We start from the raw sequence: 24,337 nt of genomic DNA on the forward strand, positions 1-24,337 counted from the left end.
GATGAGAAATATGATTGAGCCACTCCAAGCGTGGTGGACTTCAATAAGTCAAAGAGAGCAACGATTAGTGATTGGTTGCTCAATTTTATTGGTGGTCGGTGTCGTTTATTGGGGGCTAATCCAGCCACTCAGTCAGCGAGCTGAACTTGCGCAGAGCCGTATTCAAAGTGAGAAGCAACTTCTAGCTTGGGTAACCAATAAAGCCAATGAAGTGGTTGAGTTGCGAGGCAGTGGTGGCATCAGTGCGAGCCAGCCTCTGAATCAATCTGTACCAGCTTCTATGCGTCGCTTTAATATCGAGCTAATACGCGTGCAACCACGTGGCGAGATGCTGCAAGTCTGGGTGAAACCTGTGCCTTTTAATCAGTTCTTAGATTGGCTGACATACTTGAAAGAGAAGCAGGGTGTCGAAGTTGAGTTTATGGACATTGATCGCTCCGATAACCCAGGGGTTATTGAGGTCAACCGACTACAGTTTAAACGAGGTTAATGTGAAACGCGGTTTATCTTTGAAGTTAGGTTTACTTTTTGGCGGCATCTTTATTGTCTTTTTCTCGGTTAGTCTGTTGCTGCATCTACCGGCCTCTTTTGTACTCAAACATGCACCGGCTGTGCGTGGCTTGAATATTGAAGGTGTTGAAGGAACGGTTTGGCAGGGCAGCGCCAATAATATCGCCTGGCAGCGTGTTAATTACGGTTCAGTGCAGTGGGACTTCCAGTTTTCTAAGCTATTTCAAGCCAAAGCAGAACTGGCGGTTCGTTTTGGTCGTAACAGCGACATGAACTTGTCAGGTAAAGGGCGTGTCGGGTACAGCATGAGTGGCGCGTATGCAGAGAACTTAGTGGCCTCAATGCCTGCTATGAACGTGATGAAATACGCCCCAGCCATTCCAGTCCCGGTTTCAATTGGTGGAAAGGTTGAGCTGACGATCAAGCATGCGGTTCATGCTCAACCTTGGTGTCAGTCTGGTGAAGGTACTGTGGCTTGGTCTGGTGCTGCAGTCGATTCACCTGTTGGTTCGTTAGACCTTGGTCCTGTGATTGCGGACATAACCTGTGAAGACAGTACAATTGCAGCCAAAGGCGTTCAGAAGAGCACTCAAGTAGACAGTGAGTTCTCAGCGAGTCTAACATCTAACCAGCGCTACACATCTGCAGCGTGGTTTAAACCGGGTGTTGAATTCCCGCCAACGATGCAAAATCAGCTTAAATGGTTGGGTAATCCTGATAGCCAAGGTAAGTACCAGTTTACTTATCAAGGTCGTTTTTAGCTAAACGGCTAAGGGTCACTAAATTACGAGATATAAAAAACGGGCACCTCACTGAGGTGCCCGTTTTGTTTGTTCTGAGAATCTAGAGGATATCTGACAGTTAAAGGGAGCAAACTCGCCTAGTCTTTGCCTTGCAAAATTTCTACCCACGGTAAATCTGCATCACCGAGTACAATGAAGTTCGGGTTTTCTAGCGTTTCTCTTTCATTGTACGAAAGCGGTTCTAGTTGAGTACTTAAGATACGTCCGCCAGCTTCTTCAACAATGCACTGCGTTGCGGCGGTATCCCACTCTCCGGTTGGTCCAAGGCGCAGATAACAATCCACAGCGCCTTCTGCGACTAAACAGGCCTTAAGCGCTGCTGAGCCTAGAGGAACCAAATCATAATTCCATGCTGAGCTCATACGGCTAGTGATGCGATTGATGTCCTGGCGACGGCTGATCGCCATGGCGATTGACTGGTTTAGCAGCTCGTGACGATGCGTTTTGATTTTCACGCTGTCATTAAGGTCTGGGATCTTCCAAGCGCCTTTGCCACTGTAAGCGTAATAGCTCACACCTGAAACGGGTGCGTATACCACGCCCATCACTGGCTTGTTATGCTCGATTAGGGCGATAATTGTCGCGAAATCACCACTTCGTGCGATGAACTCCTGGGTGCCGTCCAGTGGGTCAACTAACCAGTAGCGATCCCATTGAGAGCGTTGCTCTAGGCTGATGTCTGCGTCTTCTTCGGATAATACGGGAATATCAGGCGTCAATTCACTGAGTTTTTTTAATATCAGCTTATGTGCTGCAAGATCGGCACTGGTTACTGGAGTGTCATCACTCTTAATGAACTCTTCGTAATCCTTTTTCTCGTAGATCTCTAAGATGAGTTGACCAGCAGAGCGAGCAATCTCAATGACAGAGGGTAGGAGGTGAGACAAATCTTTTGTTATTGGCATAAATGTTCTCTTACTCTTAGAGCGAGCCTGAATGTTCTAGTTATTGTTTAATACACGAAGGCTTAAAAGCAGGGCTGTAATACTCCGAGCCTCACAGAAATCGAGATGTGTTAACAGTTCTTCGGCTTGAGCAAGTGGCCAGCGCACAATATCGAGAGGCTCTGGCTCATCACCTTCTAGCTTTTCAGGGTAGAGGTCTTCTGCAATAAACAGCGTCATTTTGCTAGAGAAGTAAGAGGGTGCAAGGATCACTTCCTTCAGCGGAGTAAGCTTGTTGGCACCGAAGCCTATCTCTTCTTTGAGTTCGCGAACGGCGGCTTCGTTTGGCTGCTCACCTGGATCAATCAGCCCTTTTGGAAAGCCAAGTTCGTAGCGTTCAGTTCCCGCTGCATATTCACGTACTAATAGAATATCGCCTTGCTCAGTAATAGGAACCATCATCACTGCGTTGCGCCCGCTGGGCTTCATGCGTTCGTAAGTGCGCTCTTCGCCGTTTGAAAAGCGTAAGTCGAGAGACTCGATAGAGAATAGTCTTGATTGAGCGACAGTTTGTTTAGCCAAAATCTCTGGCTTGGTCCTTTTCGTCATTGCGCTCGCTCCTTAGCTCATTGGAATTCTTTCTTATAAAGTCATTCTAATATAGGGGAAATGACCTTGAGTTCCTAGATCCGAGTTTTCATATCCGAAAATTATTGAAGCAGGAATCGATTACGATCACTTGAATACCTTACTCAAGATGGTAACGAGGTGAAAATATGGTTGTATAGCAAAAGAGTATAGAGAGAACGCGATAGTCCTAACTTGCTTATCCACATAACAAAAAAGGTTGATGCTTGCGCATCAACCTTTCAAATAACAACTAACACTAAATCAGTGATTAGTAGTAAGAGTGCTCACCACGATCGTGCTCAGTTGCATCACGAACAGCAGTCAGTTCACCTTCAAACTGTTGAAGAAGTTCTTTCTCGATGCCTTCTTTTAGCGTTACATCAACCATAGAACAACCGTTACAACCACCACCGAATGCTACAATAGCTGCGCCGTCTTCAGTGATTTCTACCAAGCTAACGTGACCGCCGTGACCAGCAAGTTGTGGGTTAACTTGTGTTTGAATTGCGTATTCAACACGTTCTAGAAGTGGTGCATCGTCTGCGACTTTACGCATCTTAGCGTTTGGTGCTTTAAGCGTTAGCTGAGAGCCCATTTTGTCAGTAACGAAGTCAATTTCAGCTTCATCTAGGAACGGTAGGCTTAGCTCATCTACGTATGCAGAGAAAGCTTCGAATTTAAGCTCTGTGTCAGACGCTTCGATAGCATCTGTTGGGCAGTAAGAAACACCACACTCAGCGTTTTGTGTGCCTGGGTTTACCACGAACACACGAATGTTTGTACCTTCAGGCTGCTGTGACAGCAGATTGGCAAAGTGAGTTTGAGCTGTTTCTGTAATAGTAATATTTGACACGACGAATACCTGAGTAGATTTGTAGGTTATTAGCGCCATTCTACTCCTGTCAGATTTGTAATTCAGCCCTTTTTTGTTGGATTGCTGTACAAGTAGTGATTCACAGCTTTTATCCAGAGGGCTCAGGAGTGCGGCAGATGCAGTAAATATCAATCCTTTTAACGTCCACTTCAAGTAGTAATTGGCATAATTGATACACAGTACTGCCGGTGGTTACAACATCATCAATTATCGCGACGTGAGAGGGGATAGTTCCTTGAACGTCTTGTTTTCGCAGCGCAAAAGCGCTCTTTAGATTGTGTAATCGTACGGATTTAGTCAGCCCCTGCTGGGAAGCCGTTGAGCGAATTCGACGAAAGAGCACATCACTTTCAACGCCAAGCTCTTGAGCCGTGTAGTCGGCTAGCAGCTTACTTTGATTAAAGCCGCGATGAGTATATCGACGCCAATGCAGCGGCACGCTGGTGATCAGCGGAGCAGGATATTCGATACGTGATGCCAATAGCTTAGATAGATCACGTGCAAACCAAAACTTATCAGCGTACTTTATTTGCTGAATGTAACCTGCTGTAGGGAAGGTGTAATCGCCGACACAGTAGAGGCGATGCCAAGGTGGAGGTTGAGATAAGCACTGTCCGCACTGCTCTACTGTGAGCAGTGTTTTTAAACCACATCGTTGGCAGCGTGGTACTGGCTGAAAGAGTTTGAGACAAGAATTGCACCATCGAGGATGTGTATCACTGGGCAGTTTATCAAGTTTGCACAGGTGGCATTGAGGTGTGACCAGACGTGGTGTGTGTTTTTGTAGCCAATCGGATAACATAGCTCGTGATGCTTTTGGGTTATGGTGTTCCTTTTGCTCACCATACTGAAAAGCGCGGATTATCGCTGATGGAAAAAGTAGGGAATATTGAGAATGAGTGACGCGTTATATTGGCATGTTTCTGGGCAAGGGCCTGATTTAGTACTGGTTCACGGCTGGGGAATGAACGGTGCGGTATGGCAACAAACCGTTAATGCATTACAAGCTGATTTTCGAGTGCATGTTGTCGATTTACCAGGGTATGGACACAGCGCGCACTGCCACGCTCAAGATCTTGAAGAGATTGCTCAGCAGCTTTTGGCCGAAGCACCAAAGCAAGCGATTTGGGTGGGTTGGTCACTTGGAGGCTTGGTCGCAACGCACATGGCTCTCCATCACTCAGATTACGTGAGCAAGCTGGTGACTGTCGCCAGTTCTCCCAAATTCGCCGCTGCAAAAGAGCCCGTGTTATGGCGAGGCATTCAGCCCAACGTATTAAGCGCATTCACCGAGCAACTGGTTGAAGATTTCCAAACCACCATCGAACGCTTTATGGCATTGCAAGCCATGGGCAGCCCTTCAGCAAGGCAAGATGTAAAACAACTCAAGCAAGCGGTGCTGTCTCGCCCGTTGCCGAACCCTGACTCATTATTGGCAGGATTAAAGATGCTGTCGGATGTCGATCTGCGTGAACAACTGCCTGAGATTTCAGTACCAATGCTACGCTTGTATGGTCGATTAGATGGATTGGTGCCAATCAAGGTTGCGAAAGACTTAGGCACAGCCTTGCCTCATACCGAGCAATACATATTTACCCAGTCGTCCCATGCACCGTTTATGACCGAAGCGGATGCCTTTTGCAGTGAGCTTGTCAGCTTCGCACAAAAATAATTGCTAAATATATATCCGGCTTGGTCGATATATAAGCTAATACCAATCACAGTAAGTAAGTGTTCAAAAATAGCGTAGGTAAAAGGCTTGAGAACAAGGCAGCTTTTTTTTGACAAGTAGTTTCGATAAGTAGTTATTCTACAATCAAAAAATCTAACGCCGTTATCGAGCATTTTAACAAGCTAGGATGATCAGTTATTTACTACGATTGGTATAACACCAACGTGTTGCATGATACTCAGACCTAACTCTCTCCAGAGCTGATTGCGCTAAGTTGGGCTATGCCTGTTGTGCGTTCTCGGTACAACAGTGTTATGGCAATATTGATGGGCGATTCTTGAGGAGAGTTCGCGATGATTGTGTCACCTGCAACTGCAGTGAGTGTGCCACTAATCGCCCCGTCCGTTAATGTGCAAACAGAGCAAGTTGCGCGTGATAATAGAGTCCGAGAACCTATTGCTCCCGCAGTAGCATTGGCGAGAACCAATGCAGAGCGTAAGGTAAAATCAGACGATAAACGAAGGCAGCAGTCGGCTTGGGATCCTTCAGACCATCCAGGTTATGAAATGGAGAACGAGTCAGAGGCCAATTCGGTTAGCCAAGAAGAGCCACAAGACCCTTTTGATCGGCTGTTCAGCTTATTGGCACTGAAAACATACAGTGCTGATCAAGGCAAAGGCTATACCATGCGTTTCCGCCTGCCAAAGCATGTTTTAGATGCGGCGATTCAGGAAGGACAGATGGAGAAACGACGTAAGGTCATAAAGTATCATTATGGTCATGCTGTTGCGCCTCATGCTCCGTCAGAGATGTTGGTCGTATTATAATTATACTCTTCATACTTGAAGCTGCAGCGTTGTTAACTGCGTAAGTTCACCGGAACGCCGGCCGCCCTAAGCACATAGAACCCCTATGCTCATAGGGCTGAACTTCATTCCTTTGTAGGGAAAAGGTTGCCTAGCTGCAACTCCAATTATTTTGAGTATAAACACGAAGAATACAACCAAGCTTCGATGTCTTTTTTGAACACATAATAAAAAAACCTGCATACCCTAAGGGATGCAGGTTTTCTGTTTTTAAGCTAATCCGTTTTTTAGGTGAGCTAACGGATTACTTTTTCGCTTTAGCAAAAGCGGCAGCGAATGCTCCACCCATTGCAGCGTTTTGTTGCGGCTCTTCACGACGGCGTTGGCCACCTTGCGAGTTTTGATTCGAGCGGTTTTGTGTACGAGGTGCACTTGAACGTTGAGCACGGTTGTCTTGTCCAGGCTCGTCCTTCATACGCATGCTCAGTGCAATACGTTTACGCTGAACATCCACTTCCATCACCTTCACTTTCACGATGTCGCCCGCTTTAACCACTTCACGTGGGTCAGAGACAAAGCGATCGGTGAGTGCTGAAATATGAACTAAGCCATCTTGGTGAACACCAATATCAACGAAGGCACCAAAGTTAGCCACGTTCGATACCACACCTTCTAGAATCATGCCTGGTTCTAGGTCTGAAACGTTGTTTACGCCATCTGCGAAGGTTGCAGTCTTGAACTCAGGGCGAGGGTCGCGTCCCGGCTTATCCAGCTCCTTGATGATGTCGGTGACCGTTGGAACACCAAAGTTTTCATTGGTGTAATCAACCGCGTGCAAACCACGTAAGAAGTCGGTGTTACCTACCAGAGATTTGATGTCTTTGTGGTTTTTCTCAGCAATGGTTTTCACTACTGGGTAAGCTTCTGGGTGAACCGATGATGCATCTAACGGGTTCTTACCATCCATAATACGTAGGAAACCAGCACACTGTTCAAAGGCTTTTGGCCCTAAGCGAGCGACTTTCTTTAGCGTAGTACGTGCTTCGAAGCGACCATTCTCATCACGGAAATCCACGATGTTCTGAGCGATGGTGCTAGAAAGGCCGGCTACGCGAGTAAGTAGCGCGGCAGACGCTGTATTCACATCAACGCCTACGGCGTTTACACAGTCTTCGACAATCGCATCTAGGCGCTTAGCGAGCATAGTTTGGCTCACATCGTGTTGGTATTGGCCCACACCGATCGATTTAGGGTCAATCTTCACTAGCTCTGCCAGTGGATCTTGCAGACGACGAGCAATAGACACCGCACCACGAATTGATACATCCATGTTCGGGAACTCTTTTGCAGCTAGTTCAGACGCGGAATACACCGATGCGCCCGCTTCGCTAACAATGATCTTTTGCGCTTTTAGGTTGCCGCGTTTAATTACGTCAGCGACAAAGCTGTCGGTTTCGCGTGAAGCCGTACCGTTACCAATCGCAATCAAATCAACATTGAATTGACGAACCATCTGCTCAACCACGTGTGCCGATTTGTCGTATTGCTTTTGAGGTGGGTGAGGGTAAATAGTTTCTGTTGCCAAAACCTTACCGGTTGAATCCACGACAGCGATTTTCGAACCGGTACGTAAACCCGGGTCCAAGCCTAAAGTTGCACGAGGGCCAGCAGGCGCTGCCATGAGTAGGTCTTTTAGGTTGGTTGCGAATACTTCAATCGCTTCGATCTCTGCACGCTCTTTCATCGCGCCCATCAATTCAGTTTCCATGTGCATAGAAACCTTGATGCGCCATGCCCAGCTAATCACTTGCTTACGCCAAGCATCCGCAGGTGCGCTGCTTAGGGTAATGCCGTAGTGATCAGAGATGATGTTTTCGCAGTAAGAACCACGTACACCTTCTTCTTGCTCTGGGTCTGCGTTCATTGCCAGTGTTAGGAAGCCTTCATTTCGGCCTCGTAGCATTGCAAGTGCACGGTGAGACGGTACTTTGCTGAGTGTTTCGTTGTGCTCGAAGTAGTCTTTGAACTTCTCGCCTTCTTGCTCTTTACCTGTCACTACACGAGCGACTAGCTCTGAGTTGCGTGTTAGGTGTTGGCGAATCTTTTCTAGTAGGTTTGCGTCTTCCGCAATGCGTTCCATGATGATCGCACGAGCACCATCGAGAGCAGCTTTGGTATCGGCAATGCCTTTATCGTTGCTGATGAAGTTCGCCGCTTCCGTTTCTGGATCGTGCTGCGGTTCATTCCACAGTGTGTCGGCAAGTGGTTCTAAGCCCGCTTCAATCGCGATCTGACCTTTGGTACGGCGCTTTGGTTTGTATGGTAGGTATAAATCTTCTAAACGAGTCTTGCTGTCGGCTTGAGTGATATCACGCTCGAGTTCTGGCGTGAGTTTTCCTTGGTCTTGAATCGACTTAAGAATCGTTTGGCGACGATCATCAAGCTCACGAAGGTAAGAAAGGCGACTATCAAGGTTACGTAATTGGGTATCGTCTAAGCCACCCGTGACTTCTTTACGGTAGCGGGCAATAAAGGGAACGGTGTTACCGTCGTCAATTAGGTTGACTGCGGCGATGACTTGCTCTGAACGAACATTCAGTTCTTCAGCAATCAGTCGACAGATAGCTTGGCTCATCCGATGAATCTCTTATTTAATATCGTGACAAATACATGGGGGTAAGCGTACGCTTTTTCTAGCTATGACTGTGTAATTATCCTGTCAGAAGTCGAATTTCCGTTTGTGATACCCGCTTTGTGCGAGATCTCTTACAAGTGATGTGAGACTAAGTCGCTTTAGACCGATGAAATCGTCTTGATGTTAAACTAAGTTGCTGATTTTATTTGATTGTGTGTTTGTGGGCGTATTTCTCACCTGAAATGTTTTTTAAGACTATCTAGGAAACACGGCCATTTGCCGTAATATTTAACTTGTCGACAGGGAGTTGGCAGGAACAGGAAAAAGCCTAATGGACTAGGTATCTTCAGGATGAAGATTTGATTACTTAGGATGAGTGGTCAGCAAGGAAGTGATAATCTCTGGATGAGATTCGCCAGTCAGGATGACAGGCTAGAATGGACACCGCTAGGATGGCGATGAACAAAAAGGAAATTGGTTAAAGGATTTAGCCACTATCAAGGAAAGATGCAGGGAGCACCTTATCTCGAAGAGATAAACAGTAGCCGGATTGCTGCGATAGAGACTTAACCCCGCTAGGCGAAAGCCTTGCGGGGTTTTCTTTTATCTGGAGTTTGGGTTTGCTTGAACACTCAGCTCATCGCTAGGTGTTTATTAGGTTTGGTTATTCGTTGTCTGCGTAGCAAATTGAGTTAATGAACCACTCTTTGTCGCCTTCTGGTGTTTTTACCGTAAACTCATCATCCACTTCTTTCTTGAGCAGAGCTCTAGCCATTGGTGAGTCGATAGAGATATAGCCTTTAGCATCGCCGTAGATCTCTTCTGGGCCGACAATTCGAAACTTCTTAATTTCCCCATCATCATTCTCAATTTCGACCCAAGCACCGAAAAATACCTTACCTTCTTGTTGTGGCGAGTAATCAACGATCGTGACATCAGGTAGGAACTTTCTTAAAAAACGCACTCGGCGATCGATCTGACGAAGTAGACGCTTATTGAAGGTGTAATCTGCGTTTTCTGAACGATCTCCTAGGCTTGCAGCCCAAGTGACTATTTTGGTGATCTCTGGACGCTTCTCGTGCCATAAGTGGTCATGTTCTGCTTTGAGTTTGTTATAACCTTCTCGGGTGATAAGTTTGGTTTTCATAAATCTGACTTAATGAAATGATGATCTAAGATAGAATATATAGAAAGGCAACATACGTTAACAATTATTTAGGCGACTTTTTCTCCAATAATGTTACATTTTTAATGTCTTATACCAATATACAATTTACCAAGAATGCTTAACCTTAGGTTTAAGCTTTAATAGGTGGAACCATTACATGCAAGAAAACTACAAAATTTTAGTGGTCGATGACGATGCTCGTTTACGTGCACTGTTAGAACGCTATCTGTCAGAGCAGGGCTTTCAAGTGCGTAGCGTGGCAAACAGTGAGCAGATGGACCGCCTGTTAACCCGTGAAAATTTTCACTTGATGGTATTGGATTTAATGTTGCCGGGCGAAGATGGTCTATCGATCTGTCGTCGTCTACGAAACGCAAACAACTCGCTGCCTATCCTTATGTTGACGGCAAAGGGTGATGAAGTGGATCGCATTGTGGGCTTGGAAGTGGGTGCTGATGATTACCTGCCAAAACCATTTAACCCGCGTGAACTGCTTGCTCGTATCAAAGCGGTACTGCGCCGCCAAGTGATTGAAGCTCCGGGAGCGCCAAGCACAGAAGAATCTGTGGTTGCCTTTGGTGAGTTCCGCTTGAACCTAGGTACACGTGAAATGTTCCGTGGTGAAGAGCCAATGCCGCTTACTTCGGGTGAATTTGCGGTTCTTAAGTCCTTGGTAACGAATGCTCGTGAGCCAATGTCTCGCGATAAGCTAATGAACATGGCTCGTGGCCGTGAGTATTCAGCAATGGAACGTTCTATCGATGTTCAGATTTCACGTCTGCGTCGTCTAGTTGAAGAAGATCCAAGCAAACCTCGCTACATCCAAACGGTGTGGGGCTTGGGTTATGTATTCGTTCCAGATGGCAAAGCTGTGTAATTCAGCTTAATAAGCTCTACAGTAGCTTTATCGATTCTGTGAATCTTACGGGTCATCTCATTAATATGCGATGGCCCGTTTTCTATTCAGCACAATGGTTTAGAGTTATAGTCATATAACACTTTCTTTATCTTTCTACATCTCGGGTACCCCATGCGTATACGTAGCTCCTTTACTCAGTCGATAGTGCTTTTCTTAACGCTATTGGTCGCTAGCCAAATTTTTTCTTATTACGCGGTGTTTAACTATGCGTTGATGCCAAGTTTGCAGCAGTTTAATAAGATTTTGGCTCACGAGCTAAACCTGGTATTGGACCAAGGCAGTGATATCGAGATCGATGCGCCATTGCGTCAGCGTGTGCTTGAACAGCTCGGGGTAACCGTTCACGCCAAGGACAGCGAAGCGGCGGGTGAGTATTACCATGCGGTCGCAATCGACCTGATGAGTGAGGAGATGACCAAGGAGCTGGGTTCTGAAACTGAAGTGCGGCTGATCTTGGGTAAAGAGAGCTATGTGCTTTGGATGGACATTGCGCAGTTACCCAACTCTTTAATTCGTATTCCGTTATCAGAGCTGCAAGAAGAGGATTTTGCACCACTGTTTCGTAACAGTCTGATCATGGCGCTGTTGATTGTCGCAGGTGGTTGGCTGTTTATCCGATTGCAAAACCGTCCGTTGATAGCGCTAGAGAAAGCGGCGCAAGGTGTCGGGCGAGGTGATATTCCACCGCCATTGCCAGTTCAAGGCGCACAAGAGATTCGCTCGGTAACTCGAGCCTTTAACCAGATGTCGAAAGGCATCCAAGAGCTAGAAGAAGACCGCGCCTTGTTGATGGCGGGTATCAGCCATGATTTACGTACTCCGTTAACGCGTATTCGCTTAGCAACCGAGATGATGTCGCCAGAAGACAGCTATTTGGCGGAAGGCATCATCAGTGATACCGAAGAGTGTAACGAGATCATCAGTCAGTTCATGGATTACCTAAAGCCTGTTGACAGAGACTCATTCCAAGCGGTGTTTGTCGATGATATTGCGCGAGAAGTCTCTAGCTCTGAAGGTGGCTATGAGGTCCAGATTGAAACCGATATTCCAGAAACCATGAAACCTGCGTTGGGCAACCCGATCGCAATGAAGCGTGCTGTGAGCAACTTGGTGGTGAATGCGCTGCGTTACGGTAATGGTTGGGTCAAGGTATCAACTGGTATGACGGCGGATAACAAGCTTGCTTGGGTGACGGTAGAAGATAATGGTCCAGGTATCCCGCAGGATCAGATCGGGAAGTTGTTTGAACCGTTCACGCGTGGTGACACGGCTCGTGGTAGCGAAGGAACAGGTTTAGGCTTAGCGATTGTGAAACGTATTGTCAGCCAACATCAAGGTGCGGTAGTCGTGAATAATCGTAGTGAAGGTGGCTTAAAAGCGCAGATCAGTTTCCCGGTTAAGCCCTAGTTATCATCGGTCCGTTTGATGACGATAAGTTCGGTTCGGGGAACGGTTAAGAGATCCCCGACTCGGTCATTCTTCCCTCTCCGAGGATGACGAATTGCTAACCATGGACTTTGATGATGAAAGTTTACTTTGATCGTCATTCCCTATCGTGAGGAACGAGCGAATAGGGAATCTCGCTCTTGCTTGATGAAAGTAACGCACACTAAAAAGGCTTCCTTGAGGAAGCCTTTTTTACGTTTGAATACGGTCTCAGTGTTAACTATGCCTTAGTGTTAACTACGCCTTAGAGTAAACATCGCGTTCACCCAACCAACGGTTGATGATCGCCTTAGCATTGTCTGGGTAGCTATCGTGAATATGACGCGCAATACGCTGCACTTCAGGTATCAAACGTTGGTCACGAATTAGATCGGCGATCTTGAAATCAGCCAAGCCAGTTTGTTTGGTACCGAGCAATTCACCGGGGCCACGGATTTCTAAGTCGCGCTGTGCAATCACAAAGCCATCGTTACTTTCACGTAGCACACCTAGGCGTTTCTGAGCGGTTTTAGACAGCGGAGAGTGATACAACAATACACAATGACTTGCGACCGAACCTCGGCCGACACGGCCACGCAGTTGGTGCAGTTGCGCTAGGCCAAGACGTTCTGGGTTCTCGATGATCATTAAGCTCGAATTCGGAACATCCACGCCCACTTCAATCACGGTTGTCGCAACCAATAGATGCAGCTTGTTCTCTTTGAACTCGCGCATCACCGCTTGTTTCTCGGCGGGTTTCATACGGCCATGGACTAAACCAATTTTTACGTCAGGCAGTTTGCGTTGTAGCTCTTCTGCTGTATCAGCTGCAGCTTGAGCTTCCAGTACTTCCGATTCATCAATCAGCGTACATACCCAGTAGGCTTGTTTGCCTTCATTGAGACACGCATTTTTCACACGTTCAACAATGTCATCGCGCTTGGTATCAGGAATTGCCACGGTTTGAATTGGGGTTCGTCCCGGTGGCAGTTCATCAATAATCGAAGTTTCGAGGTCGGCATAGGCCGTCATTGCTAACGTTCGTGGGATTGGGGTAGCGGTCATGACCAACTGATGGGGGTAGTAGCCTTGCTTTGCGCCTTTCTCACGTAGCTCTAATCGCTGGTGGACACCAAATCGGTGTTGCTCATCAATGATCACTAAACCAAGGTTTTTGAACTCGACATGCTCTTGGAACAGGGCATGAGTACCGACCACCATTTGCGCTTCGCCACTGGCAATACGTGTTAGTTCAGTTTCACGAGCTTTGCCTTTGAGCTTACCTGCTAGCCATCCAACTTGAATACCCATTACCTCAAACCAGTTGGCAAAGTTAATCGCGTGTTGTTCTGCGAGTAGTTCAGTGGGTGCCATAAGTGCTACTTGTTGACCGTGTTCCAATGCGCGAACCGCCGCCAGTGCAGCGACTAAGGTTTTACCAGAGCCCACATCACCTTGCACTAAACGCATCATAGGATGCGGCTTTTCCAAGTCAGCTTCGATCTCTTTGGTCACTCGTGCTTGGGCATTGGTTGGTGAAAACGGCAGCTGAGCCAGTAGCTTATCTTTAAGGGTGTTTACTGGAGGAAAAGGCATTGCCTTGTCTTGCTGCCCTTTGCTACGAACAGACAACATAGACAGGTTTTGAGCCAGTAACTCTTCCATAATTAGGCGCAGTTGCGCAGGGTGCTTGCCTTCATCAAACAGCTCTAGGTCAATGCCCGGGGGCGGCCTGTGAATGGTATGCAGTGCTTGTGCGAGGGTAATTTGGTGGTCGTATAAACCTGATGGGAGAAGCTCGTTAACTGCGGCCTTGTCGATTAGCTCTAAGGCTTGATCGGTAAGATTACGCAGCGTGACTTGTCTTAGCCCTTCGGTGGTTGGGTACACCGGAGTCAGGTTGGCTTCAACGTCTGGTTGTTGCCTAGGAGCAAAGAATTTGTAATCCGGATGGACAATCTCAAGCCCCATATTGCCGCGCTTGATCTCACCATAAGCATGCACTTGTTTGCCTTCGGCAAAGTTATTCTTCATGCCTGCAGTGAAGTTGAAAAAACGCAGTGTAATAGTGCCATTACCATCACTGATCTTTACTGCGAGCATCTTACGTTTACCGAAAATGGTATCGACGTGCATTACCTTGCCTTGCACTGCTGCCCATAAACCAGCATGCAGTTTTACGATTGGATAGATACGCGTTCGATCTTCATAGCGCAAAGGCAGGTGAAATAGCAGGTCTTGTACATTGTTAAGCCCAACCTTCTCTAGTTTCTCTGCGACTTTTGCGCCGACTCCAGATAAAGAGTTGAGAGGGATAGCAGATAAAAGCTGTGACATAACAAGGCTCATAAACATAAGAGAGATAATCTATTCAAGCATTTTACTGGATTTTTGTACAGGCAGGAATGGGAGGGAGCGCGGTAAATACTAGGATTACGGTTATAAAAATCCCCTTAAGCGATAAAGCATTAAGGGGATTTAAATTCTTGGCAAAACTATTATCAAGTTTAAACGTTAGTTCTTACGACGTCTTACTTTCAGCGCGTGTGGCATCACACGTAGCTTTTTCATAATACTCGCAAGGTGAACACGATCTTTGGTCGTCAGCAAGATTGTCACTGTGTACAAGCGTCCATCACGTTCTTCGGTTGAAATACCATGAATGTTTGAGCCTGTTTTCGAGATAACGTTAGTTAACTCAGCCAGTGCACCTTGGTGGTTCTGCAGATCAACCTGAAGTTCAGCTGTGAACTCTTGGTCGTAATCGTCAGACCATTCCACCGCCATGTACTTGTCTGGTTCTTTTTGGTAACCACGAACGTTTGGACACGTTTCACGGTGAACCACAAGGCCACGACCTGGAGAGACATGGGCAATGATGTGATCATCTGGAATCGGGTGACAACAGTTAGCGAACGTCAGTAGTAGACCTTCAGCACCACGGATCGGAAGTTTCTTCCTCGGTGTGTCACTGTTGTTTTCTACTTCAGTCAGTTCGTCAGCATCACCAAGCAGACGACGAGCAATTACGATACTCATCAGCTCACCAAGACCAATCGACGCCAGTAAGTCTTCAACGCTTTCTAGGCGTAAGTCAGACAATACATGGTCGATATTCTCTTGGCCGATATCGGCAATAGAGTGTTCGCCAAGTGCATGATTCAGTAAACGACGGCCTAGCGTGATCGACTCTTCACGACGCATGGTTTTTAGAACCTGACGGATCTTTGTACGTGCGCGTGAGGTCACTACGTAGTTGAGCCATGCTGCATTCGGACGTGCGCCCGGAGCACTGATGATCTCAATAGTTTGACCGTTCTTCAGCGATTTGCTGAGTGGGTAAGGGTTCATGTCTACACGAGCACCTACACACATGTTGCCGACATCGGTATGCACCGCGTAAGCAAAATCGACCGCTGTTGCGCCTGCCGGAAGCTCGACAATGCGACCCTTCGGCGTGAACACGAAGATCTCATCTGGGAACAGATCAGACTTAACGTTTTCAATGAATTCGAATGAGTTACCCGCGCTTTGTTGCAGCTCAAGTAAGCTCTGCATCCAACGTTGTGCTTTAACCTGTGCGGTTGTGCCATTACTGCTGCGTGAGCCGTTGCCTTTGTAAGACCAGTGCGCTGCGACACCTTTGTCTGCCATTTGATCCATATCTTCAGTACGGATCTGAACCTCAACTGGCACCCCGTGAGGGCCGATCATTGACGTGTGCAGAGATTGGTAGCCGTTGGCTTTTGGTACCGCAATGTAATCTTTCATGCGGCCAGGGCGAGGCTTGTACAGGCTGTGAGCCTGACCAAGTACGCGATAACAAGTATCTGGGGTATCAACCACGACGCGGAAAGCGTAGATGTCCATAATGGTGTGGAAGCGCTGCTCTTTAGTTTTCATCTTGTTGTAGATGGAGAACAGGTTTTTTTCACGACCAAGTACGCGAGCAGGCAAACCGACCTCTTCAAGGCGGCCTTCAATTTCGCTATGGATACGTTGGATCATTTCCTTACGGTTACCACGCGCAGCTTTCACTACGTTTTTAAGTACGCGATAACGGTTAGGATAGAGGGCTTCAAAGCCCAGCTCTTCTAGTTCGGTCTTGATGTTATGAATACCAAGACGGTGAGCTAGTGGAGAATAAATCTCTAGGGTTTCACGAGCAATACGACGCTTTTTGTCAGGACGAAGTGCCCCAAGCGTGCGCATGTTGTGAGTACGGTCAGCTAATTTGATCAAGATAACGCGGATGTCTTGCACCATGGCGAGAACCATCTTGCGGAAGTTCTCTGCTTGCGCTTCTTTGCGATCACGAAATTTAAGCTTATCCAGCTTAGATACACCATCAACCAATTCAGCAACGGTATTGCCAAATTTTTCCTCTAGATCTTCTTTAGTGACATCACAGTCTTCGATGACATCATGAAGCAGAGCAGCTTGCAGGGTTTCGATATCCAGACGCATTTCTGCCAGGATTCTTGAAACAGCTACAGGGTGGATAATGTATGGTTCACCGCTTGAGCGGGTTTGCCCTTCATGGGCGTCTCTCGCTACCACATAAGATTGACGCAGAGCCTCAATTTGAGGCTCTGTTAGGTATTCTTGGGCAACGTCTTTGAGGCTATCGAATAGATACAAATTAAAGGCCCGGAAGGTTAATTAGTTCGAATGACGCTTTTTGCGAATATGAGCTAACGAGTGTGAGCGATGCTGCTTACTGCTGCAAGTTCAGCTGCTTCTTGCTCTTGTTGCTCTTGACGCTCACGAGCATCTAGTACGTCTTTAGTGATAAGACCTTCTTCGATTTCGCGAAGAGCGATAACCGTTGGCTTATCGTTTTCTTCAGGCACTAGTGAATCTTTACCGCCAGTTTGCATTTGACGTGCGCGGCGAGCCGCAATAAGAACTAGGTCGAAACGGTTGCCAACTTTTTCAACAGCGTCTTGAACAGTTACGCGTGCCATGAGGACTCCAAATAGTAATTAACTAATAAATTTTTGATGACGAGAAAGTATACAAGTTTAACTAGATACTTTCTAGATCACCGTATACTTATCTCAATAGAAAATCTAGGGGATCTAGATTATTCCGCTAATAAAGCAGTAAGCATGCCGCTGTATTTCGCTGCTTGCTTATCTTCTTTTAAGCGTTCCGCACGAATGATAGCTCTGAAGTCCATTAGGGCTGCATCAAAGTCGTCATTCACGATCACATAATCATATTCTGCATAGTGAGAAATCTCTGATTTTGCTTCGCTCATGCGTTTCGCAATAACTTCGTCGCTGTCTTGACCGCGAACATTCAAACGACGCTCTAGCTCACCATTTGATGGTGGAAGAATGAATACACTCTTCGCTTGAGGCATTTGTTCACGGATCTGACGAGCACCTTGCCAGTCGATATCTAGGAATACATCGATACCGCGGTTTAGGTTTTCTTCAATCCAAACGCGTGAAGTACCGTAGTAGTTGCCGAACACTTCAGCGTACTCTAGGAATTCACCTTTAGTAATAAGGTCTTCAAAATGATGCTTCTCTACGAAGTGGTAGTGAACACCATTTTCTTCACCAGGGCGCATACCGCGAGTGGTGTGTGAAACAGATACCTTCATTGCGTAGGTTGGATTGGTTTCTAGCATTGCTGAGATCAAGCTCGACTTACCTGCGCCACTAGGTGCAGATACGATGTAAAGAGTACCTTTGCCCATCTGTATATTTCCACTGTTGGTTGGATTGAGTGAAGGCAATAAACCTACACTTTAAAAGATAGCACTGACTCTAATTTTTGTTCCGATGGCGCATCTACTAATTGTGCCGTTGGTTACGTCTATAAAGAGATAACGAGTAAAACTAATAGAAGCAACTGGTGAAAATTAGGTCAGAAAAATGGAGGCGAAGAGTAGCATATTTAGATGATTGAGAACAACTGGCTTGATCGTTATTTATCAGCAAATGATCTTCTCAAAGATCTTTGTATAAATGTAATGACTCGTCATCGGTACTTTTTTATGTGATCTGGACAAAATTTGTTGAAGTTTTAATCTCAATCCTTACAATCCGCGCAAACGATTAAATGCTGTATATATCTAGGGTCTGTTGACCTTTCGCGATGGAGTTTTGTTCGAGAAAAAATCGTTTTAGGCGCGGCAAGGAGTTTGTAACCTAGCATTCTAAGTAAAGACTCCTTAACAAAGCATAAAACGATTTTAGCCGAACCCTTCGGGCAGCGTTTGTTGGTGATTTCTACTGCGTTATCGACTTCTTATGTAGGCTAGCTACACATCAAAGTCTCTGCCTTGTAGAAAACTCCAACAACTCGCTGCAAAAATCATCTCGAAGGGCCAACAGACCCTACTAGACTAGATGTTTCTACTACCGAGCCTACCTTGGTGACTACAGTTTTTAGTGTAGAGACCTCTCTATTCTCACAGCATTTGAATCACCAAATTCTTAATTTATTGCATAGGTTTTGTTGTGAGTACCGATTCCACCCTGAAAGCCCAGAACACCTCTGGCTCGCTTGATTCGATGTTTAAAATCACTGAAAGAAAAACCACGATTGGCACTGAGCTGTATGCGGGTTTCATTACTTTCTTGGCGATGAGTTACATTCTGGCGGTTAACCCAGCAATTTTGGGTGATATTCCAGGCATGGACAAAGGTGCCGTGTTTACTGCAACGGCTCTGTCTGCGGCAATCGCAACCCTAATTATGGGCATTTGGGGCAACTACCCTGTAATGCTAGCGCCGGGCATGAGTATGAACGGCTTTTTCAAAGGTCTGCTGTTAAGTGGATCTGTTGCCGTGCTTTGGAATGAAGCGCTGTTCGGTATCTTCCTATCTGGTATTTTGTACCTTGCGTTCTCATTGACCAATATTCGTAAATCGATGATTGAATCGATTCCTGAAGATTTGAAGTTGGCGATTACCGTGTCTCTCGGACTGTTCATTGCTTTCTTAGGTCTTAAGAATGCGGGCATCATCGTTTCTAACCCATTCGTATTGGTAGGCTTAGGCGACATTTCTGATCCAAAAGTGATCATCGCTTACGTGAGCATCTTCATCGCACTGGGTTGTATGGTTCGTGACATCAAGCTAGCAACGTTCATCTCATTCGTTTCTGCTATCGTGTTGACGATTCTTGCTGACGTCTTCATGGGCACTTCAAACGCACCAATCCCAGAGCAGTTCATTGCTATGCCACCAAGCATGGCTGGCAGCTTCGGCGCTATCTTTGATTTCTCTGCTTTCACGCCAGAGAAAATGTTCGACCTACTGTTTATCGTGCTTATCTTCCTGATTGTCGATTTCTTTGATGGCTTGAGCACGATTGTCGGAGTTGGCCGTGATGCGGGCATCATCGATAAAGACGGCAAGGTGCCAAACGCGAAATCGGCTCTAGTAGCAGATGCGGGCGGTACTGTGATTGGTTCAATTCTTGGTACCACATCGATCACTGCTTTCTCTGAGTCTGGCATCGCTTCTTCTCAAGGTGCAAAAACGGGTTTGGCAGCAGTCATGGTGGCTGGTCTGTTCCTAATCTCGCTATTCCTATACCCAATCTTCTCTATCTTCTCGGCTGCAATGGTTGCACCGGCGATGGTAGTAGTCGGCATCTACATGGTAGGTCGTCTTGGTCAGATCAACTGGGAAAAGAAAGAGTCACGCATTGCAGCCTTCTTTACCATCATGTTCACAGTGCTAAGCTTCTCTCCAGCGAACGGTATGGCGATGGGCTTCATCAGCTACGCATTCACAATGGTTGTGGCAGGTAAGCGCAAAGAAGTACACCCGCTTATCTACGGACTGTGTGTGGTGTTCTTAACTTACCTGATTCTGCTTTAAGGCTAATTAGCCACTAAGAAGTCGCTAAGTAAAAGACAAACAGATGGCTCTGCAGTGAATGCGGGGCCATTTTTGTATTTGTTGCTTTTTACCGTTGCTTCTTAATGTTGGTTACCGATGAGTTGATGGCGTTAGCCTAAAGTCGGTGCTTTGACAGTACGCGACTTATATTGATGCATGCTATTGTAGAGACTGGATTAATTATTTTTTGAAGAGTGACTATGCCTTCTCACTTACCTAAATCTTTTAGTAAGCCGTTTTTAAAAGTATTCCACATTATGGAAGCGGTATTGCTGGTGGCGATCACGCTCGCGACCTTGTTTGCGATGGTCGAAGAGTTCATGCATGTCTTCGCTGAACGCCGAGTGCAATTGACCGACATTCTGCTGATGTTCATCTATTTAGAAGTGTTGGCGATGGTTCAGCAGTTTGTGATGAACGGTAAGATTCCAGTGCGATACCCGATCTATATCGCGATGATGGCGATTGCTCGTTACATCACTTTGGGCATGAAAGAACTCGATGCGGTATTGATCGTTTGGTTATCTTTAGCGGCATTTATCTTGGCCGCGGCAACATTGTTGATTCGTGTTGGACATCATTATTGGCCGTATGTAGACCTTAGAACCAAGCAGCCAGATGAGTAACACTTTGAAGGTTAAAGTTTTATAAATGAAGCCCAACGATATCGTTGGGCTTTTAATTTAAGCCAGTTGAACAAAAAAACATCAAATTGTCCAAATAACGCTTTACAAGCAGGCTCAGATCACCAAGAATGGCCTCGCTCTGTTCTCAGGGTTATTAAATGAAACATCCAGTTGTAAAGTAGAACCCTTAGTATTGCTTCATTGTTATTCTCAGTGTTTCCCTTAGCTTCATAGATACATTAAATAATTCAAGCTTTCAGCGCATCGCACTTTTGGCGATTAATTTTTTATTTTTATATAAGGGACACATCATGTCTAACAAAGTAAACGGCGTAGTAAAATGGTTTAACGAAGAGAAAGGCTTCGGTTTCCTAACTCAAGACAACGGCGGCGCTGACGTATTCGTACACTTCCGTGCAATCGCTTCTGAAGGTTTCAAGACTCTTAAAGAAGGCCAACAAGTGTCTTTCGAAGTAGAGCAAGGCCAAAAAGGTCTTCAAGCTGCAAACGTTGTAGCTCTATAAGATTTTAAGTCGGCGCAGGTTGCATTAGCAACTTGCGTCACTTTCTCTCTCAAATCTGTTTTCCCCTCAGTTTTACCGTAACACTCTTCTCCACTAGCAATACCTCCTCAAAATATTCAAAAATCCTGTTTTACGTCCGTTATCTCGTTCTAACTATCGCTGTATCTACCTTTTGCTCTAAGTAAATCTCCTGCGTAATAATCTGCTCACTTAGGCATCCTGATTGTCATTACTGTATCCATAAAAAAAAGCCCCTAAAATTAGGAGCTCATTTTGATCTAATCAACACTGATTAAGCTGATTATTCTTTATCGTGTACAGCTTACAGACTGTTATTCAATGTTTTGGATCTGCTCACGCATCTGTTCGATAAGAACCTTAAGCTCTACGCCTGATGCTGTGATGTCTGTGCTGATAGACTTAGACGCTAGCGTGTTTGACTCACGGTTGAACTCTTGCATCATGAAGTCTAGCTTACGGCCACAAGCGCCACCTTTCTTCAGTACTGCATTTGCTTCTTTCACGTGAGAATCTAGACGGTCTAGCTCTTCTGCTACGTCTGACTTCTGCGCAAGTAGGATAAGCTCTTGCTCAACACGAGAACCTTCAAGTTCGATTTTCGCATCTTCAAATTTGGTAAGAAGACGCTCACGTTGCCACTCTAGGATCTCAGGCATGCGTGCACGAACTTTCACTACTTCTTCAGTGATTGCATCTAAGCGCTTTACGATTAGCGCCTTCATGTTCTCACCTTCACGAGCACGAGCATCAATGAACTCTGCGATAGCATCGTTGAATGCTTCAAGTAGGTCTTTGTTGATGGCATCCATGTCTTGCTCTGGCGTTTCCATCACACCAGGCCAATTCATGACTTGGAATGGGTTCAAACGGCTGTCTTCACCTGTCATTGTCATTACTTGGTTCGCAGCATTGATTACTTGCTGAGCCAAACCTTCGTTAATGCTTAGTTCGCCCTTTGCAGCAGGGTTTGCTTCAAAGCGTAGGTTACATTCAACCTTACCGCGTGCAAGACGCTTACGGAAACGCTCACGCAAGATTGGCTCTAAACCACGGAACTGTTCAGGCATACGGAAGTAAGTTTCTAGGTAGCGTTGGTTTACACTACGGATTTCCCATACTGCGCTGCCCCAATCGCCTTTTACTTCTTTGCGTGCGTACGCGGTCATACTATAAATCATCGAATTTTCCTGTCTTTTATCATTCTGAAAATAACGCGCACGCATAGTATCACGATATGGTGTGCTCTCGAAGCCTGTCGCTTTTCACTGTAAATAGCCTTTCGTGATAAATAGCTTTGAACGGTAAATAGATTTGCACGATAAACTGCTATATAATCTTGCCCCAATCAAAACTGTCTCACCCCTTTCTTAGGTGATGCACTCTTTCGATAGTAAATCACTTCAGACTGTTAATAAGGTAGATACCAATGCGTCCAAATGACCGCGCTGTAGATCAAATTCGTCCAATTAAAATTACTCGTAACTACACAGCTTATGCTGAAGGTTCTGTATTAGTTGAGTTCGGCAACACTAAAGTTCTATGTAATGCGACGGTAGAAGAAAACGTACCGCGTTGGTTAAAAGGCCAAGGAAAGGGTTGGGTAACGGCTGAATACGGCATGCTGCCACGTGCAACGCACACTCGTAACCGTCGTGAAGCGGCGAGCGGCAAGCAAGGTGGTCGTACGATGGAAATCCAACGTCTGATCGCTCGTAGCCTACGTGCTGTTGTTGACCTGAAAGTAATGGGTGAAATTATGATCACTGTCGATTGTGATGTTATCCAAGCAGACGGCGGTACTCGTACTGCTTCTATCTCAGGTGCAAGCGTTGCAATGGCTGATGCTATCAACAGCCTACTAGCAAGCGGCAAACTGAAAAAGAACCCAATGAAAGGCCACGTAGCGGCAGTTTCAGTGGGCATCGTTGGTGCACAAGCACTGTGTGACCTTGAGTACGTTGAAGACTCAGCAGCCGATACCGACATGAACGTTGTAATGACGGAAGACGGTAAGATGATTGAGATTCAAGGTACCGCAGAAGGCGAACCGTTCAGCCACGAAGAGTTGATGCAGCTTTTAGCCCTGGCGAATAAGGGCATTGCTGATATCGTCGAAGCGCAGAAAGCTGCGTTGGCCGACTAATCATTTTTAATAGCTCCCACATTGGGGGCTATTTTTTTGTCTGTAAAACTCGAAAGAGTCGTGCAGAGCGTAAGTTAAGTTTTATTGAATAAACGTAGAGGAAAAACATGAAAGCATATCAACGTGAATTTATTGAATTTGCACTAGAGAAAGAAGTACTTAAGTTTGGTGAGTTTACTTTAAAGTCTGGCCGTAAGAGCCCTTACTTCTTCAATGCTGGATTGTTTAATACAGGTCGTGACCTAGCACGTTTAGGTCGCTTCTACGCAGCAGCATTGGCTGATTCTGGCATTGAGTTCGATGTACTATTTGGCCCTGCATACAAGGGTATCCCAATTGCAACGACGACAGCGGTTGCACTAGCGGATCACCACGATGTAGACACGCCCTACTGCTTCAACCGCAAAGAAGCGAAAAACCACGGTGAAGGTGGCAACCTTGTCGGTAGCGCGCTTGAAGGTCGCATCATGTTAGTGGACGACGTGATCACTGCAGGTACTGCGATTCGTGAGTCGATGGAAATCATCCAAGCAAATGGCGCTGATTTAGCGGGCGTGCTTGTTGCTATCGACCGTCAAGAGAAGGGCAAAGGCGAACTGTCTGCGATTCAAGAAGTTGAGCGTGACTTCGGTTGTGCGATTATCTCAATCGTTAGCCTGACTGACTTGGTGACTTTCCTTGAAGAGAAAGGCACAGACGCAGCACATCTAGAGTCAGTAAAAGCGTACCGCGCTCAATACGGCATCTAATACTACTCGTAATTAGACTATAGAATGCACAAGGGGCTGATGATTCATCAGCCCCTTTTCTTTGTGCGCCGAGCATGGCG

The 24,337-nt window shown here is 46.2% G+C and carries 22 protein-coding genes; 11 read left to right on the forward strand and 11 right to left on the reverse strand.

From position 1 onward, the window contains the following. The first annotated feature begins 1 nt into the window (after position 1). Positions 2-490, forward strand: coding sequence for a type II secretion system protein M (locus AB4583_RS14335; RefSeq protein ID WP_017070117.1), 489 nt, complete (start codon positions 2-4; stop codon positions 488-490). Between the two features lies 1 nt (position 491). Further along, positions 492-1,271, forward strand: coding sequence for a type II secretion system protein N (locus tag AB4583_RS14340; protein WP_017063075.1), 780 nt, complete (start codon positions 492-494; stop codon positions 1,269-1,271). Positions 1,272-1,390: 119 nt separating this feature from the next. On the opposite strand, the gene cysQ is transcribed toward AB4583_RS14340, so the two are convergent. From cysQ to AB4583_RS14360, 4 genes are all read right to left on the reverse strand, one after another. Beyond that, entirely contained in the window at positions 1,391-2,218 is an 828-nt protein-coding gene (gene cysQ, locus AB4583_RS14345; protein WP_372117916.1) for a 3'(2'),5'-bisphosphate nucleotidase CysQ, read from the reverse strand. 36 nt (positions 2,219-2,254) lie between these two features. Further along, positions 2,255-2,806, reverse strand: coding sequence for an ADP compounds hydrolase NudE (nudE, locus tag AB4583_RS14350; protein WP_017062476.1), 552 nt, complete (start codon positions 2,804-2,806; stop codon positions 2,255-2,257). A gap of 289 nt (positions 2,807-3,095) precedes the next feature. Beyond that, positions 3,096-3,680, reverse strand: coding sequence for a Fe-S biogenesis protein NfuA (nfuA, locus tag AB4583_RS14355; RefSeq protein WP_004741449.1), 585 nt, complete (start codon positions 3,678-3,680; stop codon positions 3,096-3,098). A gap of 109 nt (positions 3,681-3,789) precedes the next feature. Further along, on the reverse strand, positions 3,790-4,503 hold the full coding sequence (locus AB4583_RS14360; protein ID WP_372117920.1) for a ComF family protein: 714 nt from the start codon (positions 4,501-4,503) through the stop codon (positions 3,790-3,792). 93 nt (positions 4,504-4,596) lie between these two features. On the opposite strand from AB4583_RS14360, the gene bioH reads away from it, so the two are divergent. After that, positions 4,597-5,373 carry a pimeloyl-ACP methyl ester esterase BioH gene (bioH, locus tag AB4583_RS14365; protein ID WP_017063077.1) on the forward strand — a complete coding sequence of 259 codons (777 nt, stop codon included), beginning with the start codon at positions 4,597-4,599 and terminating at the stop codon, positions 5,371-5,373. A gap of 353 nt (positions 5,374-5,726) precedes the next feature. After that, positions 5,727-6,200, forward strand: coding sequence for a hypothetical protein (locus AB4583_RS14370; RefSeq protein ID WP_017066129.1), 474 nt, complete (start codon positions 5,727-5,729; stop codon positions 6,198-6,200). Between the two features lie 283 nt (positions 6,201-6,483). Here AB4583_RS14370 and AB4583_RS14375 read toward each other — a convergent pair whose 3' ends face one another. Further along, a complete protein-coding gene (locus AB4583_RS14375; protein ID WP_372117923.1) occupies positions 6,484-8,814 on the reverse strand; it encodes a Tex family protein in 2,331 nt (776 codons plus the stop codon). A gap of 664 nt (positions 8,815-9,478) precedes the next feature. Further along, complete coding sequence (greB, locus tag AB4583_RS14380; RefSeq protein ID WP_017063080.1) at positions 9,479-9,961, reverse strand: transcription elongation factor GreB; 483 nt, start codon at positions 9,959-9,961, stop codon at positions 9,479-9,481. A gap of 178 nt (positions 9,962-10,139) precedes the next feature. Here greB and ompR point away from each other — a divergent pair, with 178 nt between their 5' ends. Together ompR and envZ are read left to right on the forward strand one after the other, a co-directional pair. Beyond that, positions 10,140-10,859: a two-component system response regulator OmpR gene (ompR, locus tag AB4583_RS14385; protein WP_017068942.1), complete on the forward strand. Its 720-nt coding sequence runs from the start codon at positions 10,140-10,142 to the stop codon at positions 10,857-10,859. Positions 10,860-11,012: 153 nt separating this feature from the next. Further along, complete coding sequence (envZ, locus tag AB4583_RS14390) at positions 11,013-12,308, forward strand: two-component system sensor histidine kinase EnvZ (RefSeq protein WP_017062469.1); 1,296 nt, start codon at positions 11,013-11,015, stop codon at positions 12,306-12,308. Positions 12,309-12,584: 276 nt separating this feature from the next. Here the strand turns inward: envZ and recG are convergent, their stop codons facing one another. The 4 genes from recG to gmk form a co-directional block, all read right to left on the reverse strand. Further along, a complete protein-coding gene (recG, locus tag AB4583_RS14395; RefSeq protein WP_372090293.1) occupies positions 12,585-14,663 on the reverse strand; it encodes an ATP-dependent DNA helicase RecG in 2,079 nt (692 codons plus the stop codon). Between the two features lie 177 nt (positions 14,664-14,840). Then, positions 14,841-16,967 carry a bifunctional GTP diphosphokinase/guanosine-3',5'-bis pyrophosphate 3'-pyrophosphohydrolase gene (spoT, locus tag AB4583_RS14400; protein WP_017063083.1) on the reverse strand — a complete coding sequence of 709 codons (2,127 nt, stop codon included), beginning with the start codon at positions 16,965-16,967 and terminating at the stop codon, positions 14,841-14,843. Between the two features lie 53 nt (positions 16,968-17,020). Beyond that, on the reverse strand, positions 17,021-17,293 hold the full coding sequence (gene rpoZ / locus AB4583_RS14405; RefSeq protein WP_009848003.1) for a DNA-directed RNA polymerase subunit omega: 273 nt from the start codon (positions 17,291-17,293) through the stop codon (positions 17,021-17,023). Positions 17,294-17,412: 119 nt separating this feature from the next. Continuing rightward, positions 17,413-18,036 carry a guanylate kinase gene (gene gmk / locus AB4583_RS14410; RefSeq protein ID WP_017062466.1) on the reverse strand — a complete coding sequence of 208 codons (624 nt, stop codon included), beginning with the start codon at positions 18,034-18,036 and terminating at the stop codon, positions 17,413-17,415. Positions 18,037-18,802: 766 nt separating this feature from the next. On the opposite strand from gmk, the gene AB4583_RS14415 reads away from it, so the two are divergent. From AB4583_RS14415 to AB4583_RS14425, 3 genes are all read left to right on the forward strand, one after another. Beyond that, complete coding sequence (locus tag AB4583_RS14415) at positions 18,803-20,173, forward strand: NCS2 family permease (protein WP_017062465.1); 1,371 nt, start codon at positions 18,803-18,805, stop codon at positions 20,171-20,173. Positions 20,174-20,394: 221 nt separating this feature from the next. Beyond that, on the forward strand, positions 20,395-20,820 hold the full coding sequence (locus AB4583_RS14420; RefSeq protein ID WP_017062464.1) for a phosphate-starvation-inducible protein PsiE: 426 nt from the start codon (positions 20,395-20,397) through the stop codon (positions 20,818-20,820). A 311-nt stretch (positions 20,821-21,131) separates the two neighbouring features. Continuing rightward, positions 21,132-21,344: a cold-shock protein gene (locus AB4583_RS14425; RefSeq protein ID WP_017071067.1), complete on the forward strand. Its 213-nt coding sequence runs from the start codon at positions 21,132-21,134 to the stop codon at positions 21,342-21,344. 332 nt (positions 21,345-21,676) lie between these two features. Here the strand turns inward: AB4583_RS14425 and AB4583_RS14430 are convergent, their stop codons facing one another. Continuing rightward, entirely contained in the window at positions 21,677-22,543 is an 867-nt protein-coding gene (locus tag AB4583_RS14430) for a YicC/YloC family endoribonuclease (RefSeq protein WP_017069239.1), read from the reverse strand. A 248-nt stretch (positions 22,544-22,791) separates the two neighbouring features. Between AB4583_RS14430 and rph the strand changes: the two genes are divergently transcribed. Further along, entirely contained in the window at positions 22,792-23,508 is a 717-nt protein-coding gene (gene rph, locus AB4583_RS14435; protein WP_009847983.1) for a ribonuclease PH, read from the forward strand. Between the two features lie 107 nt (positions 23,509-23,615). After that, a complete protein-coding gene (gene pyrE / locus AB4583_RS14440) occupies positions 23,616-24,257 on the forward strand; it encodes an orotate phosphoribosyltransferase (RefSeq protein ID WP_017059267.1) in 642 nt (213 codons plus the stop codon). Positions 24,258-24,337 lie beyond the last annotated feature (80 nt).

This window comes from Vibrio sp. 10N.222.49.C12 (assembly GCF_041475025.1).
GTDB classification, from domain to species: domain Bacteria; phylum Pseudomonadota; class Gammaproteobacteria; order Enterobacterales; family Vibrionaceae; genus Vibrio; species Vibrio crassostreae_C.

What these genes read in the sequence shown, in the direction of transcription:
- recG (WP_372090293.1), bottom strand. Translation starts at nt 14,663, where the DNA reads ATGTCACAGCTTTTATCTGCTATCCCTCTCAACTCTTTATCTGGAGTC.
- AB4583_RS14370 (WP_017066129.1), top strand. Translation starts at nt 5,727, where the DNA reads ATGATTGTGTCACCTGCAACTGCAGTGAGTGTGCCACTAATCGCCCCG.
- pyrE (WP_017059267.1), top strand. Translation starts at nt 23,616, where the DNA reads ATGAAAGCATATCAACGTGAATTTATTGAATTTGCACTAGAGAAAGAA.
- greB (WP_017063080.1), bottom strand. Translation starts at nt 9,961, where the DNA reads ATGAAAACCAAACTTATCACCCGAGAAGGTTATAACAAACTCAAAGCA.
- AB4583_RS14425 (WP_017071067.1), top strand. Translation starts at nt 21,132, where the DNA reads ATGTCTAACAAAGTAAACGGCGTAGTAAAATGGTTTAACGAAGAGAAA.
- cysQ (WP_372117916.1), bottom strand. Translation starts at nt 2,218, where the DNA reads ATGCCAATAACAAAAGATTTGTCTCACCTCCTACCCTCTGTCATTGAG.
- AB4583_RS14335 (WP_017070117.1), top strand. Translation starts at nt 2, where the DNA reads ATGAGAAATATGATTGAGCCACTCCAAGCGTGGTGGACTTCAATAAGT.
- AB4583_RS14430 (WP_017069239.1), bottom strand. Translation starts at nt 22,543, where the DNA reads ATGATTTATAGTATGACCGCGTACGCACGCAAAGAAGTAAAAGGCGAT.
- AB4583_RS14420 (WP_017062464.1), top strand. Translation starts at nt 20,395, where the DNA reads ATGCCTTCTCACTTACCTAAATCTTTTAGTAAGCCGTTTTTAAAAGTA.
- AB4583_RS14360 (WP_372117920.1), bottom strand. Translation starts at nt 4,503, where the DNA reads ATGTTATCCGATTGGCTACAAAAACACACACCACGTCTGGTCACACCT.
- nudE (WP_017062476.1), bottom strand. Translation starts at nt 2,806, where the DNA reads ATGACGAAAAGGACCAAGCCAGAGATTTTGGCTAAACAAACTGTCGCT.
- ompR (WP_017068942.1), top strand. Translation starts at nt 10,140, where the DNA reads ATGCAAGAAAACTACAAAATTTTAGTGGTCGATGACGATGCTCGTTTA.
- rpoZ (WP_009848003.1), bottom strand. Translation starts at nt 17,293, where the DNA reads ATGGCACGCGTAACTGTTCAAGACGCTGTTGAAAAAGTTGGCAACCGT.
- gmk (WP_017062466.1), bottom strand. Translation starts at nt 18,036, where the DNA reads ATGGGCAAAGGTACTCTTTACATCGTATCTGCACCTAGTGGCGCAGGT.
- envZ (WP_017062469.1), top strand. Translation starts at nt 11,013, where the DNA reads ATGCGTATACGTAGCTCCTTTACTCAGTCGATAGTGCTTTTCTTAACG.
- AB4583_RS14375 (WP_372117923.1), bottom strand. Translation starts at nt 8,814, where the DNA reads ATGAGCCAAGCTATCTGTCGACTGATTGCTGAAGAACTGAATGTTCGT.
- rph (WP_009847983.1), top strand. Translation starts at nt 22,792, where the DNA reads ATGCGTCCAAATGACCGCGCTGTAGATCAAATTCGTCCAATTAAAATT.
- bioH (WP_017063077.1), top strand. Translation starts at nt 4,597, where the DNA reads ATGAGTGACGCGTTATATTGGCATGTTTCTGGGCAAGGGCCTGATTTA.